Below are 14,990 nucleotides of genomic sequence, written 5' to 3' on the forward strand. Positions count from 1 at the left end.
TGGGCTCAGCCCAGCCGCTGCTGTGCCTCGTTGTAGCGCAGCAGGTACGAGGCGAATCGCTCCAGATCCGCGTCGTCCCATTCGGTCAGCCGCTCGGTGAAGGCCTGGCGACGCTGCGCGCCCGCGCTGGCGAGCACCTGGGCGCCCAGTTCGGTGGGGTGCAGCACCTGGACGCGATGGTCGTCGGGGTCGACGCGGCGCTCGACGAAGCCCAGCCGCTCCAGCGCGGAGATCTGCCGGCTCACCGTGGATTTGTCCAGCAGGTAATGCGCGGCGAGGTCGGTGGCGCGGCAGCCCTTCTGGTCGTCCAGGTGGGCGAGGAGGGTGTACGAGACGAGCGAGAGTTCTGGGTGCATCCGGGCCGCGGTGGCGCGGGCGCGACGCGCGAACGCGGTCAGCTCCTGCTGAATGATCCCGACGGAGTCGTCTCGCTTTGCCACTGTCTTTGCCTTTCCTGATTTTGTTGCATCTTACAACCTATTGTGCGGGTTGTGTAAGCCGACGTGTGGCGCGTGGGCAGCCGTCCGAGTCGGGTGAGCAGTCTGTTCCGCACCCTCTCCCGCAAGTTATCCACAGGCCCTGCCGCCCGACGCGGCCTGTCTGTAGCGTCATCTCCATCAACATTCCGCACACGGCATCCGACCGAAAAGACGGGGATGGATGGCCTGATGGGGCGGGTGGTGAGGGGGTTGGGGAGGGGTGGGGGCGGGGCCCCCGGGGGGAGAGGGGAAACGGTTCGGCGAGGCTTCTTCCACCGGCCCCCACCCACGCCCCCCCCAACCCGCACCCCCCGCCCCGTTCACCGGTCGCCCCTCCCCGCCCCTGCCCCTCCTGGGCCCTATTCCGTCCCGCGCTCGCCTCTGCTCCGCCCGACCCGCGCCCTCTCCGGCCACCCCCGTCACTCCCCACTCAGCTCACCCCGCCCGGCCCCAGTGGCCCACTCTCTCCGCACCCCCCGCCCCCGCCCCCGATCCCAAAGGACCCGGCATGGAATCGCTTCGTCTCCCCTACGTCAGTGGTTTTGCGCGGCGCGGTGATGAGGGGCCCGGGCCGAAGGCGGTCGGTAAGGGGCTGCGGGAGACGGTTCCGCGGTCCGCGCACGGTGAGCCGGCTCTCGGGGCGGGCCGGCCTGACGCCGTGGCTGCCGTGGAGGAGTCCAACGCCGGGCGCATTCCGGAGCTGATTCCGATACGGGTCGGCCGGATGGCGGCCTCGCCGTTCGCCTTCCTGCGCGGTTCGGCCGGGCTGATGGCGTACGACCTGATGACCACGCCCGTCACGGGCATCGCGGCGCAGATCTGTGGCGACGCGCATGCCGCGAACTTCGGTCTGTACGCCGATGCGCGCGGGCGGCTGGTGATCGATCTGAACGACTTCGACGAGACCCTCCGGGGGCCGTGGGAGTGGGACCTGAAGCGGCTGGCCACCTCGTTCGTCCTGGCGGGCCGTGAGGCGGGGGGCGGCGAGGACACCTGCCGGGACGCGGCGCGGGACGCCGCGGGCGCGTACCGCCGCACGATGCGGCTGCTGGCACGGATGCCGGCGCTCGACGCGTGGAACGCCATCGTGGACGAGGACCTGGTCTCGCACGCCGATGCCCGGGATCTGGTGGGCACCCTGCAGCGCGTCATGGACAAGGCGCGCAAGAACACCAGCGCGCGGTTCGCGGCGAAGGCGACCGAGGCGGTGCCGGATGACGGGGCCCGCCCCGGCGACGGCGGGGCGAGGGGGGCCGATGGCCGTCGTGGGAGTGGGCTGCGGCGGTTCGTGGATGCGCCGCCCGTGCTGCGGCGGGTGCCGGACGCGGAGGCCGCGGCGGTGGTCTCGTCGCTCGGCGGGTACCTGCGGACGCTGCCCGACGACCGGTTGCCGCTGCTGTCCCGGTACGCGGTGCACGACGTGGCGTTCCGCGTGGTCGGCACGGGCAGCGTGGGCCTGCGGTCGTACGTCGTGCTGCTGGTGGATCCGCGGGGTGAGCCGCTGATCCTGCAGGTGAAGGAGGTCCGTGGGTCGGCGCTGGCGCCGTACGTGCAGAAGGCGGGGTTCGAGATGGCGCCGGTGGAGCACGAGGCGCGTCGGGTGGTGCTGGGCCAGAAGCGGATGCAGGTGGTGAGCGACATGCTGCTGGGCTGGACGACGGTGTACGGCGCGGAGGGCGCGGGCGGGCGCCGGGAGGGGCTGCCGTTCCAGGTGCGGCAGTTCCGCAATCGCAAGGGGAGCGTGGATCCGGCGGCGCTGCGGGCGGACGAGCTGGACGATTACGCGCGGATGACCGGGGCGCTGCTGGCCAGGGCGCATGCGCACAGTGCCGATCCGCGGCTGATCGCCGGGTACTGCGGGAAGAACGAGGCGCTGGACGAGGCGGTGGCCGCGTTCGCGGTGGCGTACGCGGACCGTGCGGAGGCGGACCACGAGGAGCTGGTGACGGCGGTGCGCAACGGCCGGATGGCCGCGGAGCCGGGAGTGTGAGCCGGGCCGTAGGGTGGCCGGGTGACGAACTCGCAAGCGGAGAACGGGCAGGACGGCCAGGCAGCCGGCGGTGGCGGAGGCCCGCAGGGTCCGGCGGCGGGCGGCCCCGAGGGAAGTGACGCGGGGACCGCACGGCTGGCGCAGGCCGTGCGGGCGGCCGAGCAGGCACTGATCGAGTTCGAGATCGCGGTGGAGACCTTCCGGGTGGAGGTCGAGAACTTCTCGCGCCTGCACCACCAGCGGCTCGGGCCGATGTACTCGCGGCTGGACGAGCTGGACGCGCAGATCGCGGAGGCCGTCGCCGCGCGGTCGGGCGATCCGGAGGACGCGCGCAGGGCGCAGGAGCTCCGTGCCGCCGTGCTGCCGATGCCGGGTGTGGAGGAGCTGTTCCACGGCTGGATGGGCGGGGAGGGGCTGTGGCCGGAGGCGCAGGCGATGCTCACGGACCAGCCGGTGCGTCCGCCGCAGAAGGTGCGGCCCAGCGAGGAGGCCCGCAAGGTGTACCGGGAGCTGGTGCGGAAGGCGCATCCGGACCTGGCGCAGGACGAGCGGGAGCGGGAGCGCCGGGACGCGTTCATCGTGCGGGTCAATGCCGCGTACGCCGCGGGTGACGAGGGGGCGCTGCGGGAGCTGTCGGCGGAGTGGGAGGCCGGGCCGGTGCCGCAGGAGCGGCTGCTGAGCGAGAGCGAGGAGCTGTATGCGCGGCTGGAGTGGCTGGCCGAGCGCAAGGAGCTGCTGACGGCGCTCGCGGCGGAGCTGGAGGACAGCGCGATCGGTCAGATGCTGAAGATGGCGCCGGCGGATCCGGACGCGCTGCTGGAGGAGATCGCGGAGAAGCTGCTGGCGGATGTCGCGGAGCGCAAGCAGCGGCTGGCGCAGCTGGTCGGATAGCGCGGCGCGTGCGGGGACGCCGGTCGGGTAGCGTCGGGTCCATGCATTTCGGTTCTGTGCCCACGGTTGGTGTCGATGCGCTCGCGCCTGCGGATTTCCTGCTGGACGTGCGGGAGGACGACGAGTGGAAGGCCGGGCACGCCGAGGGTGCCCTGCACATCCCGATGAGTGACTTCGTCTCGCGTTACGGCGAGCTGACGGAGAAGGCGCCCGAGGACGGCAAGGTGTACGTGCTGTGCCGGGTGGGCGGCCGTTCGGCGCAGGTGACGCAGTACCTGGTGCAGCAGGGCCTCGACGCGGTGAACGTCGACGGGGGCATGCAGGCGTGGGAGGCCGCCGGTCGTCCGGTGGTCACCGACGAGGGCGGGACCGGCGTGGTCATCTGACGCCCGGCCGAGGGTTGTTGGCGGCGGCGCTCTGTTTCACGTGAAACGTGGAACGGGGCGCCGCCGTGTTTGTCGGGTCTGCTTGCCGGAGGCGGCGGTTCACCCCAGCGGGTGGGCGGCCAGCAGGTCTCCCAGGGCTTCCTCGTGGGCGGGGGCGGAGCCGAGCGCAAGCTCCAGTTGCTTGGCCCAGGCGTGGTAACGGTGCAGCGGGTAGTCGGTGTCGGCGCCGAAGCCGCCGTGCAGGTGTTGCGCGGTCTGTACGACGCGGCGTACGCCCTCCGCGGCCCAGATCTTGGCGACGGCGACGTCGCCCGCCGGCGGCAGGGCGCCGGGTGCGCCGGAGCCGAGGCGCCAGGCGGCCTGCCAGAGGGTGGCTTCCATGGCCCGCAGGTCGATGTACCGGTCGGCGGCCTGTACGGCGACGGCTTGGAACGTGGCGACGGGGTGGCCGAACTGTTCGCGGGTGCCGGTGTACGCGGCGGTCATGGCGAGGACGCGCTCGCCCAGCCCGAGGGCCTGGGCGCAGGTGCCGACGGTGAGGAGCTGCCGCAGCCGTTCCCAGGCGTCCGGGTCGGTGACCATCTCGTGGTCGGTGAGCCGTGCGGCGTCCAGGCGTACCTCGGCGTACCGCTCTCCGTTGGTGGAGGTCTGCTCGGTGAGGGTGACGGCGGGGTGGTCGCGGGGGACGAGGGCGAGTACGGCGCCGCCGTCGTGGGTGTGGGCGGGGAGCAGGAGGTGGTCGGCGCTGTGGGCCCAGGGCACGGCGGTGTGCGTGCCGTCCAGGGTCCAGTGGGCGCCTTCGCGGTGTGCGGTGACGGCCAGTTCGGCGGGCTCGTGGCCCGTGCGGCCGGCGCCGGCGGCGGTGAGGATCAGTTCGCCGCGGCCGACGCGGGGCAGTGTCTCCTCGCGGAGGGCGGGGGTGGCGTACGTCTGCAGGGCGAGGGCGGCGGCGGTGGTCTCCAGCAGCGGCACGCGGGCGAGGGCCCTGCCGGCTTCGCGCAGGACGAGGCAGAGGGCGACGGGGTCGAGTCCGGTGCCGCCGTACGCGGGGTCGAGGCAGAGGGAGAGCAGGTCGGCGTCGGCCAGGGTGCGCCAGAGGCCGCGGTCGATGTCGTCGGCGACGGCGCCGGCGGTGAGGGCGGGTGAGGGGACGGCGTCGGGGGTGACCCCGGAGAAGACGGCCTCGGCCGCTTCCGCGGCCGCCTGCTGTTCCTCGGTGAAGGTGAAGTCCACGGGTCTGTCCTTCCGCACGCACCGTTGGGGGCTGCAAGGTAGAACAGGTTGCAGGAATGCGGAAGGGCGACGGGTGGGTGCGGTGCGGCCGGTGCCATCCGTACGGGCACCCGGGCTCCACGGGGACGTGCCGAGCCTGTGCACAACCGGGGGATCACTGTCGCCGCGCACGCCTCCTGGGTACGGTTCCGTGGCGGGACGGCCCGCACAGGACCGGGAAACGGGGCAGGAATGCAGTCATACGCGGAGGAATCGCGACCACCAGAGACACCACCGGCGTCCGCGCTCTCACTGCCCTCGCGGATCGTGCTGGCGACCGTCGCGGGCGGGATCGCGGTCGCCGCGCTGGTCCACATCGCGATGATGTTCCTGCACGTCGCCCCGTCGAACACGCTCACCAAGGCGCACGGCGCGGCGGTCGGCGATTACGTCTACCCGGAGTACGAGCAGAACTGGAAGCTGTTCGCGCCCAACCCGCTGCAGCAGAACGTCTCCGTACAGGTCCGCGCGGAGATACGCCCCGGGGACGGCGGCAGCGCCCGCACGACGGGCTGGACCGACCTGTCGGCGCGCGACGGCCGGGCCATTCACCACAACCTCTTCCCCAGCCATACGCAGCAGAATCAGCTGCGCCGCGCCTGGGAGTCCTTCGTCGGCTCGCACGACGAACAGAACCGTGCCACCGGCCTCCGCGGTGAGCTCTCCGAACGCTATCTGCGGCGGATCGCGCTGGGCCGCCTCGGCGAGCAGTGGACGGCGGCCGGTGGCACGGTCGGCCGGGTGGAGTTCCGGTCGGTGACGACGCCGGTGAGCCCGCCGCCGTGGAGCGCGGAGAAGATCAGCACCAAGCCCGTGTACCGCGTGCTGCCCTGGTGGCCGGTCACCGTCGACGACCTGCCCGAGGGGGCGAGCAACCAGTGACGACCCATGCCACGGAGCGCGGGAGCGCCGACGAGCAGGACTACGTCGTACGCGACACCTGGATAGAGCGCGTGATCGGCCGCGGGTTCGCCCGGGTCACGGCCGGCGCGTTCGCCCCGTACCAGTCCGCGGTGATCCGTATCGGCTTCGCCATGACCTGGCTGCTGTTCCTGCTGCGCGAGTGGCCGAACCGTCAGGAGCTCTACGGGCCGGACGGAGCGTTCAGCCTGGACATGGCCCGCCGGCTGCTCGACAGCAACGGGGCGTTCTCGGTGCTGGTCTGGTCCGACGGGCGCGGCTGGTTCGAGCTGGTGTACGCGCTGGCAATGCTCTCCAGCGCGCTGCTGATGATCGGCTGGCGCACCCGCACCATGTCGGTCCTGTTCATGATCGGCGTGCTGTCGCTGCAGAACCGCAGCATCTTCCTCGGGGACGGCGGCGACAACGTCATCCACCTGATGTCGATGTACCTGGTCCTGACCCGGTGCGGGCAGGTCTGGTCGCTGGACGCGCGGCGCGCGCGGCGGGCGGCAGCGGCGGGCACCGGGGACGTGCCCGGCCGCGACGTGACCGGCATCGTGCTGTGGTCGGTCCTCGGACTGGTCCTCGCGCTCGCCCAGCTGGCGGGACTGTACGGGCTGGAGTGGACGGGTGACGGGCCGTTCCCGCACGTGGGCTGGGGCCTGACGCTGTGGGCGCTCTGGCTGGCGCACGGCGCGTGGTGGTGGGTGCGGCGCTACGCGCCGGGGGAGCCGCGTGCGGTGCTGAACACCGTCGCCGACCTCGCGCACAACGGCGCGCTGCTGGTCATCGTGGTCGAGGTCTGCCTGATCTACGCCACGGCCGGCTGGTACAAGATCCAGGGCGGCCGCTGGCAGGACGGCACCGCGGTCTTCTACCCGATGCACCTGGACTACTTCTCGCCGTGGCCCGAGCTGTCCGCGGTGCTCGCGGGCAGCGGACTGCTCATCATGCTGATCACCTACGGCACGGTGATCGTGCAGGTCGCGTTCCCCTTCACGCTCTTCAACCGGCGCCTGAAGAACGTCCTGCTGGTGGCGATGATCCTGGAGCACCTGTCGATCGCGGTGCTCCTCGGGCTGCCGTTCTTCTCCCTCGCGATGGTGGCGGCGGACGCGGTCTTCCTGCCGACGAACTTCCTGCGGTGGCTGGGGGCGCGCGCTTCGGCCCTCCGCGATCGGGTGCTCCCGGGCAGCGCCCCGCGGTCCGCGCCCACGGCGCCGGAGGCCGGGCCGGAGCCGGCCGGCGGGCCGGGGGCTCGTACGCGGGAGTCCGGCGGTGGCCATACGCTCGTGGGGTGAGCAGCGAGAACACCGCCCCCGGCAGCGGTCAGGACACCACCGGCAGCGGCCGGGAGACCTCCGGCCCGCGCACCACCGGCCCGGCGACGATCCTCCCCGACGAGTCCGCGCGGACCGCCGAGCCCGTGCAGTACGACGAGGGGTTCGCGACGGTCGTCGGCGTCGGGCCGCACCCGGAGCCCTGGCCGCGGGACGAGCGGTACGACCCGGAGCTGCTCGCGCACGGAGACCGGCGCAACGTCGTCGACCAGTACCGTTACTGGACCCGCGAGGCGATCGTCGCCGACCTGGACACCCGCCGCCACGACTTCCATGTGGCGGTGGAGAACTGGGGCCACGACTTCAACATCGGCTCGGTCGTGCGGACCGCCAACGCCTTCCTGGCCAAGGAGATCCACATCGTCGGCCGACGGCGCTGGAACCGGCGGGGCGCGATGGTGACCGACCGCTACCAGCACGTACGTCACCACCCCGACACCACCGACCTCACCGCCTGGGCGGCCGCCGAGGACCTGCCGATCATCGGGATCGACAACCTCCCCGGCGCCGTCCCGCTGGAGACCACGGAGCTGCCGCGGCGCTGCGTACTTCTCTTCGGGCAGGAAGGGCCGGGCCTCACGGAGGACGCCCGGGCGCACGCCGCGATGGTCTGCTCGATCGCGCAGTTCGGTTCGACCCGCTCGATCAACGCGGGGGCGGCGGCCGCCATCGCCATGCACGCCTGGATCGGCCGCCACGCCCGCATCGAAGGCCCCGCGTAGGGGCCGCCGGTCAGGCCTGCCGGCGCACCTCCACCGTCCGGAACCGGTTGGCCACGAACGCCGCGTCGCACAGCGCGGCGTTCGCCGCCGGGTTGCCGCCGGAGCCGTGGAAGTCGGAGAACGCCGCGGTCTGGTTGACGTACACCCCGCCCGTGAGGTTCAGCGACAGCTGCGCGCACTCCTCCAGGCAGGCCTCCTCGACCAGCCGCTCCACCTCGGAAGAGGTGGTGTACGCGCCGACGGTCATGGCGCCCTTGTCGCGCAGCGTACGGCGCAGCAGCTCCACGCCCTCCGGCGTGGAGTCGACCGCCACGGCGAAGGAGACCGGGCCGAAGCACTCGGACAGGAAGGGCGGCTCGGCGTCCGCGCTCTCCCACTGCTTCCGCTCGCCGTCCGCCTTGACCACGACGGGCGTGCGGACCGTGGCGCCGGGGAAGTCGGGGTGCGTCACCTCGCGGGAGGGCAGCGCGACCTCGCCGAGCTCCGGGGCGGCCGTGATGCGCGCCGCGACCTGGGGGTTCACGATGGCGCCGAGCAGGGCGTTGGCCCGGGCGTCGTCGCCGAGCAGCTTCTGCACGGCGCCCGCCAGGTCCTCGACGACCTCGTCGTACGACTTGCGCCCGGCGTCGGTGGTGATGCCGTCCCGGGGGATGAGGAGGTTCTGCGGGGTGGTGCACATCTGGCCGCTGTAGAGGGACAGCGAGAACGCCAGGTTGCCGAGCATGCCCTTGTAGTCGTCCGTGGAGTCGATGACGACGGTGTTGACGCCGGCCTTCTCCGTGAACACCTGGGCCTGGCGGGCGTTCTCCTCCAGCCAGTCGCCGAACGCGGTGGAGCCGGTGTAGTCGATGACGCGGACCTCGGGGCGCAGCGCGAGGACCTTGGCCAGGCCCTCGTCGGGGCGGTCCACGGCGAGCGCGACGAGATTCGGGTCGAAGCCGGCCTCGGCGAGCACCTCGCGGGCTGCGCGGACGGTGAGGGCGAGCGGCAGGACGGCCCGCGGATGCGGCTTGACCAGCACCGGATTGCCGGTGGCCAGGGAGGCGAAGAGGCCCGGGTAGCCGTTCCACGTGGGGAAGGTGTTGCAGCCGATCAGCAGGGCGACGCCGCGCGGGACGGCCTGGAAGGTCTTGTTGAGCTCCAGCGGGTCGCGCTTGCCCTGCGGCTTGGACCACGGGGCCTCGCCGGGGGTGCGGGTCTGCTCGGCGTAGGCGTACGCCACCGCCTCCAGGCCGCGGTCCTGGGCGTGCGGCCCGCCGGCCTGGAACGCCATCATGAACGCCTGGCCACTGGTGTGCATCACCGCGTGCGCGAACTCGTGGGTGCGGGCGCTGATGCGGGCGAGGATCTCCAGGCACACCGCGGCGCGGGCCTCGGGCCCGGCGTCCCGCCAGGCCCCCATCGCCGCGCGCATGGCGGGCAGCAGGACGTCGGGGTCGGGATGCGGGTAGGAGATGCCCAGCTCGATGCCGTACGGCGAGATCTCCTGGCCGGTCCAGCCGTCGGTGCCGGGCTGGTCCAGCTCGAAGCGGGTGCCGCGGAGGGCGTCGAAGGCGGCCTGGCCCTCGGGCGCGGCATTCTCGCCGTACGCCTTGGGGTGCTCCGGGTGCGGGGACCAGTACGCGCGGCTGCGGATGGTCTCCAGCGCCTTGTCGAGCGTGGGGCGGTGCTTCTCGATCAGCTGCGTGGTGGTCGGGTCGGCGGCCATCGGGGAACCAACTCCTCGTCGATCAGGCTGGGAGCGGACAGGCAACGGAGCTAGAGTAACCGAACGATCGGTCGGGGCAAGGGGGCTTGGAAAGCCTGTGGAAAACTCCGCTGACGCGCCGGTCACCGTGACGGTGTCGCGGCCCCGGGGCCCCGCCGCTCCCCCGCCGGCCGCCGTTCCGTCCCGCTCCCCGGTCCGCTGCGCGGCCCCGTCCGGAAAGCTGCTGTAATCATGACCATGGCCAAGCGCGACACCTACACGCCCGATTCGCTGCTCGCGGTCGCCGTCGAGGTGTTCAACGAGCGCGGGTACGACGGCACGTCCATGGAGCACCTCTCCCGGGCCGCCGGCATCTCCAAGTCCTCCATCTACCACCACGTGCGCAGCAAGGAAGAGCTGCTGCGGCGGGCCATAAGCCGGGCGCTGGACGGCCTCTTCGGTGTGCTCCAGGAGTCGGGCGCGACGCAGGGGCGGGCGATCGAGCGGCTGGAGTACGTGACCCGGCGCGAGGTCGAGGTGCTGATCGCGGAGCTGCCGTACGTGACGCTGCTGCTGCGGGTACGGGGCAACACCGACACGGAGCGGTGGGCGATGGAGCGCCGCCGCGACTTCGACAACGAGGTCGCCGAGCTGTTGAAGGCGGCGGCCGCCGAGGGGGACCTGCGGCCGGACGCCGACATCCGGCTGGCGACGCGGCTGCTCTTCGGCATGATCAACTCGATCGTCGAGTGGTACCGGCCGGGCCGCGGTGGCTCGGCGAGCAGCGAAGAAGTCGCCGACGCCGTGGTCCGCACCGCCTTCGCCGGCCTGCGCAACGAGGCCTGACCCCGCACGGCTCCCGCCCCGCCGGGCGCCCCGCCCGGCGGGTCAGCCCTCCGGTTCGAGGTCGGTCTCCTCGAAGACCAGCAGGGTGCGGGTGGAGAGCACTTCCGGTATTGACTGGATGCGGGTGAGGACCAGCTCCCGCAGCGCCCGGTTGTCCTGCGTGTGGACCAGCAGCAGGACGTCGAAATCCCCGCTGACCAGCGCGATGTGGGCGGCGCCCGGCAGCGCCTGGAGCGCTTCTCGGACCGTACGCCAGGAGTTCTGCACGATCTTCAGCGTGATGTACGCCGAGGCGCCCTGACCCGCCCGCTCCTGATCCACCCGGGCGCTGAAACCGCGGATCACGCCGTCGTCCAGGAGCCGGTTTATCCGCGCGTACGCATTGGCGCGGGAGATGTGCACGCGATCGGCCACGGACCGTATCGACGCCCGGCCGTCGGTCTGGAGCATGCGCAGGATGTCGCGGTCCACGGCGTCCAGCGCGCGGACGGGCTGCCGCCCGGCGGGATTGACCATCTGTTCGTCCGGCATGCCGTCCCGTCTCCCCTTCTTGGACGTCCTGACTCCATTCCAGGCTGTGCAGAACCGATTGTCCACAGGCTTCCCCCGCCTGTAGCCAAAATGTGTCGGCAACCGAACAATCGGTAGGGAGGGATCCGGCCCACCGGCCGGTGCCCCTGCATCGCAGTTTTCCCTTCAGCCGCCCGTCCCCACCCCGTACGAGGCGCACAGCGCCACCCCTTCGAACCGAGGAGGTGCCCCATGACGGTCCTCGAGCAGCCCGGCAGCAGCAGGCACGGCAGCACCGCGACCGGCGACCGCCCTGCCCCGCCGCCCGCCTGGCGCCCCCGCGTCGACCCCGGGCCCCTCCTGCCCGACGAGGAGCCCTACCGGGTCCTGGGCACGGACGCCGCCGGCAAGGTGGACACCGCCCTTTTGAAGCGGCTGTACGAGCAGCTGGTCAGCGGCCGCCGGTACAACACCCAGGCCACCGCCCTCACCCGCCAGGGCCGGCTCGCCGTCTACCCCTCCTCCACCGGCCAGGAGGCCTGCGAGGTGGCCGCGGCGCTGGTCCTGGAAGAGCGGGACTGGCTCTTCCCCAGCTACCGCGACACCCTCGCCGCCGTCGCCCGCGGCCTGGACCCCGTGCAGGCGCTCACCCTGCTGCGCGGCGACTGGCACACGGGGTACGACCCGCACGAGCACCGCGTGGCGCCGCTGTGCACCCCGCTGGCGACCCAGCTGCCGCACGCGGTGGGCCTCGCGCACGCCGCCCGCCTCAAGGGCGACGACGTCGTCGCGCTCGCCATGGTCGGCGACGGCGGGACCAGCGAGGGCGACTTCCACGAGGCGCTGAACTTCGCGGCCGTATGGCAGGCGCCGGTCGTCTTCCTGGTGCAGAACAACGGCTTCGCGATCTCCGTGCCGCTCGCCAAGCAGACCGCGGCCCCCTCCCTCGCCCACAAGGCGGTGGGGTACGGCATGCCGGGCCGCCTGGTGGACGGCAACGACGCGCCCGCGGTGCACGAGGTGCTCGGTGAGGCCGTCGAACGCGCCCGCCGCGGCGGCGGCCCCACTCTCGTGGAGGCGGTGACGTACCGCATGGAGGCGCACACCAACGCCGACGACGCCACCCGCTACCGCAGCGACGCCGAGGTCGAGGAGTGGCGCGGCCACGACCCGATCGCCCTGGTGGAGCGCGAGCTGGCCGCGCGCGACCTGCTGACGCCCGGCTACGTGAGCGAGACGAAGGACGCGGCGGAGGAGATGGCCGGCGCGCTGCGCGCCCGGATGAACGCCGACCCGGCGCTGGACCCGATGGATCTCTTCGCCCATGTGTACGCGGCGCCGACCGGCCAGCTGCGCGAGCAGTCGGACCAGCTGCGGGCCGAGATCGAAGCGGAAGGGGAGCACTGATGAGCACGGCAGTCGCCGCCGGGGGCACGACCGCGACGGAGCGCAGGCCCGCCACGATGGCGCAGGCCCTCACGAGAGCGCTGCGGGACGCCATGGCCGAGGACCCGGCCGTGCACATCATGGGGGAGGACGTCGGGCAGCTCGGCGGCGTCTTCCGGATCACCGACGGCCTCGCCGCCGAATTCGGCGAGGACCGCTGCAGCGACACCGCGCTCGCCGAGGCCGGCATCCTCGGCACGGCGGTCGGCATGGCGATGTACGGCCTGCGGCCCGTCGTCGAGATGCAGTTCGACGCGTTCGCCTACCCCGCCTTCGAGCAGCTGGTCAGCCATGTGGCGCGGATGCGCAACCGCACGCGGGGCACGGTGCCGATGCCGCTGACCATCCGCATCCCGTACGGCGGCGGCATCGGCGGCGTCGAGCACCACAGCGACTCCTCCGAGGCGTACTACATGGCCACGCCCGGCCTCCAGGTGCTGGCCCCGGCGACCGTCGCCGACGCGTACGGCATGCTGCGGGCCGCGATCGCCTCCGACGACCCGGTGGTCTTCCTGGAGCCGAAGCGGCTGTACTGGTCCAAGGCCGACTGGTCCCCCGAGGAGCCCACGCCCGTCGCGCCCATAGGCCGCGCGGAGATCCGCCGTACGGGGAGCAGCGCCACGCTGATCACGTACGGGCCCTCGCTGCCGGTCTGCCTGGAGGCGGCCGAGGCGGCGCGCGAGGAGGGCTGGGACCTGGAGGTGCTGGACCTGCGCTCCCTCGTGCCGTTCGACGACGAGACGGTGTGCGCGTCCGTGCGGCGCACGGGGCGTGCCGTCGTCGTCCACGAGTCCACAGGCTTCGGCGGTCCCGGAGGGGAGATCGCCGCCCGGATCACCGAGCGCTGCTTCCACCACCTGGAGGCGCCCGTCCTGCGGGTCGCCGGCTTCGACATCCCGTATCCGCCGCCGATGCTGGAGCGGCACCACCTGCCCGGCGTCGACCGCGTCCTGGACGCCGTGGCGCGCCTGCAGTGGGAGTCCGACTGGACCGGGGACAGCACCGGGCGCGGCGCCGGTGGCCCCGAGGGGAGTGGTGCGTGATGGCCGAGGTGCGCGAGTTCCCGCTGCCCGACCTGGGCGAGGGGCTGACCGAGGCGACGATCGTGCGCTGGCTGGTCGAGGTGGGCGAGGTGGTCGCCGTCGACCAGCCGGTGGTGGAGGTCGAGACGGCCAAGGCGATGGTCGAGGTGCCGTGCCCGTACGGCGGCGTCGTCACGGCCCGCATGGGCACGGAGGGCGACGAACTGCCCGTGGGCGCGCCCCTGGTGACGGTCGCGGTGGGCGCGTCGGAGAGCGGCGGCGGCGGACCCGCCGTGGCCGAGCCGCAGCGGAAGGCCGCCGAGTCGTCCGACACCTCCGAGAAGTCCGAAGGCTCGGGGAACGTCCTGGTGGGATACGGGACGAGCGCCCCGGCCGGGCGGCGGCGACGGGTACGGCCGACGGCCGGTACGGGGGTCCGGGAGGCCGGGGCGTCGGTGAGCGGTGATCGTGGGGCGGGTGCCGGTAGGGGCACTGGGGTCTTTGGGCCCGGTGGGGCCGACGGGGCGCGTGAGGAGGCCGCGGAGGCCGGCTCGTCCCGGGCGGTGGCCGGTCAGTCCGGTGAGTCCGGTGCGGCCGGGCCCGTGCCGGTGATATCGCCGCTGGTGCGGCGGCTGGCGCGGGAGCACGGTGTGGACCTGCGCACGGTGCGGGGGAGCGGCCCCGAAGGGCTGATCCTGCGGTCCGACGTGGAGCGTGAGCTGCGCGTACCGGAGCAGGCCGAGGCCATGGGCGCCGTTGCCGCAGGTCCCGGTCCGATCGCGACGGAGGGCGACGAGCGGCTGCCCCTGAAGGGGATGCGCGGTGCCGCGGCCGAGAAGTTCAGCCGCAGCCGGCGGGAGATACCGGACGCGACCTGCTGGGTGGACGCGGACGCCACGGAGCTGCTGGCCGTGCGCCGCGCCATGAACGCGGCCGGCGGCCCGAAGGTCTCGCTGCTCGCGCTGCTGGCCCGGATCTGCACGGCCGCCCTCGCGCGCTTCCCGGAGCTGAACTCCACCGTCGACACCGCGACCCAGGAGATCGTCCGGCTCCGCGAGGTGCACCTGGGCTTCGCGGCGCAGACCGACCGCGGCCTGGTCGTGCCGGTCGTACGGGACGCGCACGTCCGCACGGCGGAGGGACTCTCCGCGGAGATGGCCCGGCTCACCGAGACCGCGCGGGCGGGCCGGCTCGCGCCCTCGGAGCTGATGCACGGCACGTTCACCCTGAACAACTACGGCGTCTTCGGGGTCGACGGCTCCACGCCGATCATCAACCACCCCGAGGCCGCGATGCTGGGCGTCGGGCGCATAGCCGCCAAGCCGTGGGTGCACGAAGGGGAGTTGGCCGTACGAAGCGTCGTACAGCTCTCGCTCACCTTCGACCACCGGGTGTGCGACGGCGGCGTCGCGGGCGGCTTCCTGCGCTTCGTGGCGGACTGCGTGGAACAGCCGGCGGTGCTGCTGCGGGGGCTGTGACGGGCGGCCGCAGGGACG

At 72.8% G+C, this 14,990-nt stretch carries 14 protein-coding genes; 10 read left to right on the forward strand and 4 right to left on the reverse strand.

Annotated features, from left to right (window positions below):
* Positions 1-5 precede the first annotated feature (5 nt).
* The gene (locus ABZ840_RS05085; RefSeq protein ID WP_361553447.1) at positions 6-440 is read right to left on the reverse strand and encodes a MarR family winged helix-turn-helix transcriptional regulator; all 435 of its coding nucleotides are present in this window, start codon (positions 438-440) and stop codon (positions 6-8) included.
* A gap of 547 nt (positions 441-987) precedes the next feature.
* Here ABZ840_RS05085 and ABZ840_RS05090 point away from each other — a divergent pair.
* The 3 genes from ABZ840_RS05090 to ABZ840_RS05100 are packed head-to-tail and all read left to right on the forward strand — an operon-like array spanning position 988 to position 3,746.
* Positions 988-2,469 carry a DUF2252 domain-containing protein gene (locus ABZ840_RS05090; RefSeq protein ID WP_361553450.1) on the forward strand — a complete coding sequence of 494 codons (1,482 nt, stop codon included), beginning with the start codon at positions 988-990 and terminating at the stop codon, positions 2,467-2,469.
* Between the two features lie 21 nt (positions 2,470-2,490).
* Entirely contained in the window at positions 2,491-3,360 is an 870-nt protein-coding gene (locus tag ABZ840_RS05095) for a hypothetical protein (RefSeq protein ID WP_361553453.1), read from the forward strand.
* 41 nt (positions 3,361-3,401) lie between these two features.
* The gene (locus ABZ840_RS05100) at positions 3,402-3,746 is read left to right on the forward strand and encodes a rhodanese-like domain-containing protein (RefSeq protein WP_361553456.1); all 345 of its coding nucleotides are present in this window, start codon (positions 3,402-3,404) and stop codon (positions 3,744-3,746) included.
* Between the two features lie 99 nt (positions 3,747-3,845).
* Here ABZ840_RS05100 and ABZ840_RS05105 read toward each other — a convergent pair whose 3' ends face one another.
* Positions 3,846-4,979 carry an acyl-CoA dehydrogenase family protein gene (locus ABZ840_RS05105; RefSeq protein WP_361553459.1) on the reverse strand — a complete coding sequence of 378 codons (1,134 nt, stop codon included), beginning with the start codon at positions 4,977-4,979 and terminating at the stop codon, positions 3,846-3,848.
* A gap of 231 nt (positions 4,980-5,210) precedes the next feature.
* Here ABZ840_RS05105 and ABZ840_RS05110 point away from each other — a divergent pair, with 231 nt between their 5' ends.
* From ABZ840_RS05110 to ABZ840_RS05120, 3 genes are all read left to right on the forward strand, one after another.
* Entirely contained in the window at positions 5,211-5,900 is a 690-nt protein-coding gene (locus tag ABZ840_RS05110) for a DUF5819 family protein (protein ID WP_361553462.1), read from the forward strand.
* A gap of 62 nt (positions 5,901-5,962) precedes the next feature.
* Complete coding sequence (locus ABZ840_RS05115; protein ID WP_361553921.1) at positions 5,963-7,222, forward strand: HTTM domain-containing protein; 1,260 nt, start codon at positions 5,963-5,965, stop codon at positions 7,220-7,222.
* Positions 7,223-7,311: 89 nt separating this feature from the next.
* Positions 7,312-7,983, forward strand: a complete 672-nt coding sequence (locus ABZ840_RS05120; protein WP_361553924.1) for a TrmH family RNA methyltransferase — start codon at positions 7,312-7,314, stop codon at positions 7,981-7,983.
* A gap of 10 nt (positions 7,984-7,993) precedes the next feature.
* Here ABZ840_RS05120 and paaN read toward each other — a convergent pair whose 3' ends face one another.
* Complete coding sequence (gene paaN / locus ABZ840_RS05125) at positions 7,994-9,691, reverse strand: phenylacetic acid degradation protein PaaN (protein WP_361553465.1); 1,698 nt, start codon at positions 9,689-9,691, stop codon at positions 7,994-7,996.
* 231 nt (positions 9,692-9,922) lie between these two features.
* Here paaN and ABZ840_RS05130 point away from each other — a divergent pair, with 231 nt between their 5' ends.
* Positions 9,923-10,516, forward strand: coding sequence for a TetR/AcrR family transcriptional regulator (locus tag ABZ840_RS05130; protein WP_361553468.1), 594 nt, complete (start codon positions 9,923-9,925; stop codon positions 10,514-10,516).
* A gap of 42 nt (positions 10,517-10,558) precedes the next feature.
* Here the strand turns inward: ABZ840_RS05130 and ABZ840_RS05135 are convergent, their stop codons facing one another.
* Positions 10,559-11,047 carry an Lrp/AsnC family transcriptional regulator gene (locus ABZ840_RS05135; RefSeq protein WP_361553471.1) on the reverse strand — a complete coding sequence of 163 codons (489 nt, stop codon included), beginning with the start codon at positions 11,045-11,047 and terminating at the stop codon, positions 10,559-10,561.
* 231 nt (positions 11,048-11,278) lie between these two features.
* On the opposite strand from ABZ840_RS05135, the gene pdhA reads away from it, so the two are divergent.
* The 3 genes from pdhA to ABZ840_RS05150 are packed head-to-tail and all read left to right on the forward strand — an operon-like array spanning position 11,279 to position 14,972.
* A complete protein-coding gene (gene pdhA, locus ABZ840_RS05140) occupies positions 11,279-12,433 on the forward strand; it encodes a pyruvate dehydrogenase (acetyl-transferring) E1 component subunit alpha (protein WP_361553474.1) in 1,155 nt (384 codons plus the stop codon).
* A complete protein-coding gene (locus tag ABZ840_RS05145; RefSeq protein ID WP_361553477.1) occupies positions 12,433-13,515 on the forward strand; it encodes an alpha-ketoacid dehydrogenase subunit beta in 1,083 nt (360 codons plus the stop codon). The genes pdhA and ABZ840_RS05145 overlap by 1 nt, the downstream gene beginning before the upstream one ends.
* Positions 13,515-14,972 carry a dihydrolipoamide acetyltransferase family protein gene (locus ABZ840_RS05150; RefSeq protein WP_361553480.1) on the forward strand — a complete coding sequence of 486 codons (1,458 nt, stop codon included), beginning with the start codon at positions 13,515-13,517 and terminating at the stop codon, positions 14,970-14,972. Before ABZ840_RS05145 ends, ABZ840_RS05150 begins: the two co-directional genes overlap by 1 nt.
* Positions 14,973-14,990: the final 18 nt, after the last annotated feature.

Source organism: Streptomyces sp. NPDC047117 (assembly GCF_040643545.1).
Classification (GTDB): Bacteria; Actinomycetota; Actinomycetes; order Streptomycetales; family Streptomycetaceae; genus Streptomyces.

Excerpts from the sequence above, each read along its gene's own strand:
- ABZ840_RS05145 (WP_361553477.1), top strand. The coding sequence starts at position 12,433 with ATGAGCACGGCAGTCGCCGCCGGGGGCACGACCGCGACGGAGCGCAGG.
- ABZ840_RS05100 (WP_361553456.1), top strand. The coding sequence starts at position 3,402 with ATGCATTTCGGTTCTGTGCCCACGGTTGGTGTCGATGCGCTCGCGCCT.
- ABZ840_RS05090 (WP_361553450.1), top strand. The coding sequence starts at position 988 with ATGGAATCGCTTCGTCTCCCCTACGTCAGTGGTTTTGCGCGGCGCGGT.
- pdhA (WP_361553474.1), top strand. The coding sequence starts at position 11,279 with ATGACGGTCCTCGAGCAGCCCGGCAGCAGCAGGCACGGCAGCACCGCG.
- ABZ840_RS05110 (WP_361553462.1), top strand. The coding sequence starts at position 5,211 with ATGCAGTCATACGCGGAGGAATCGCGACCACCAGAGACACCACCGGCG.
- paaN (WP_361553465.1), bottom strand. The coding sequence starts at position 9,691 with ATGGCCGCCGACCCGACCACCACGCAGCTGATCGAGAAGCACCGCCCC.
- ABZ840_RS05150 (WP_361553480.1), top strand. The coding sequence starts at position 13,515 with ATGGCCGAGGTGCGCGAGTTCCCGCTGCCCGACCTGGGCGAGGGGCTG.
- ABZ840_RS05135 (WP_361553471.1), bottom strand. The coding sequence starts at position 11,047 with ATGCCGGACGAACAGATGGTCAATCCCGCCGGGCGGCAGCCCGTCCGC.
- ABZ840_RS05130 (WP_361553468.1), top strand. The coding sequence starts at position 9,923 with ATGACCATGGCCAAGCGCGACACCTACACGCCCGATTCGCTGCTCGCG.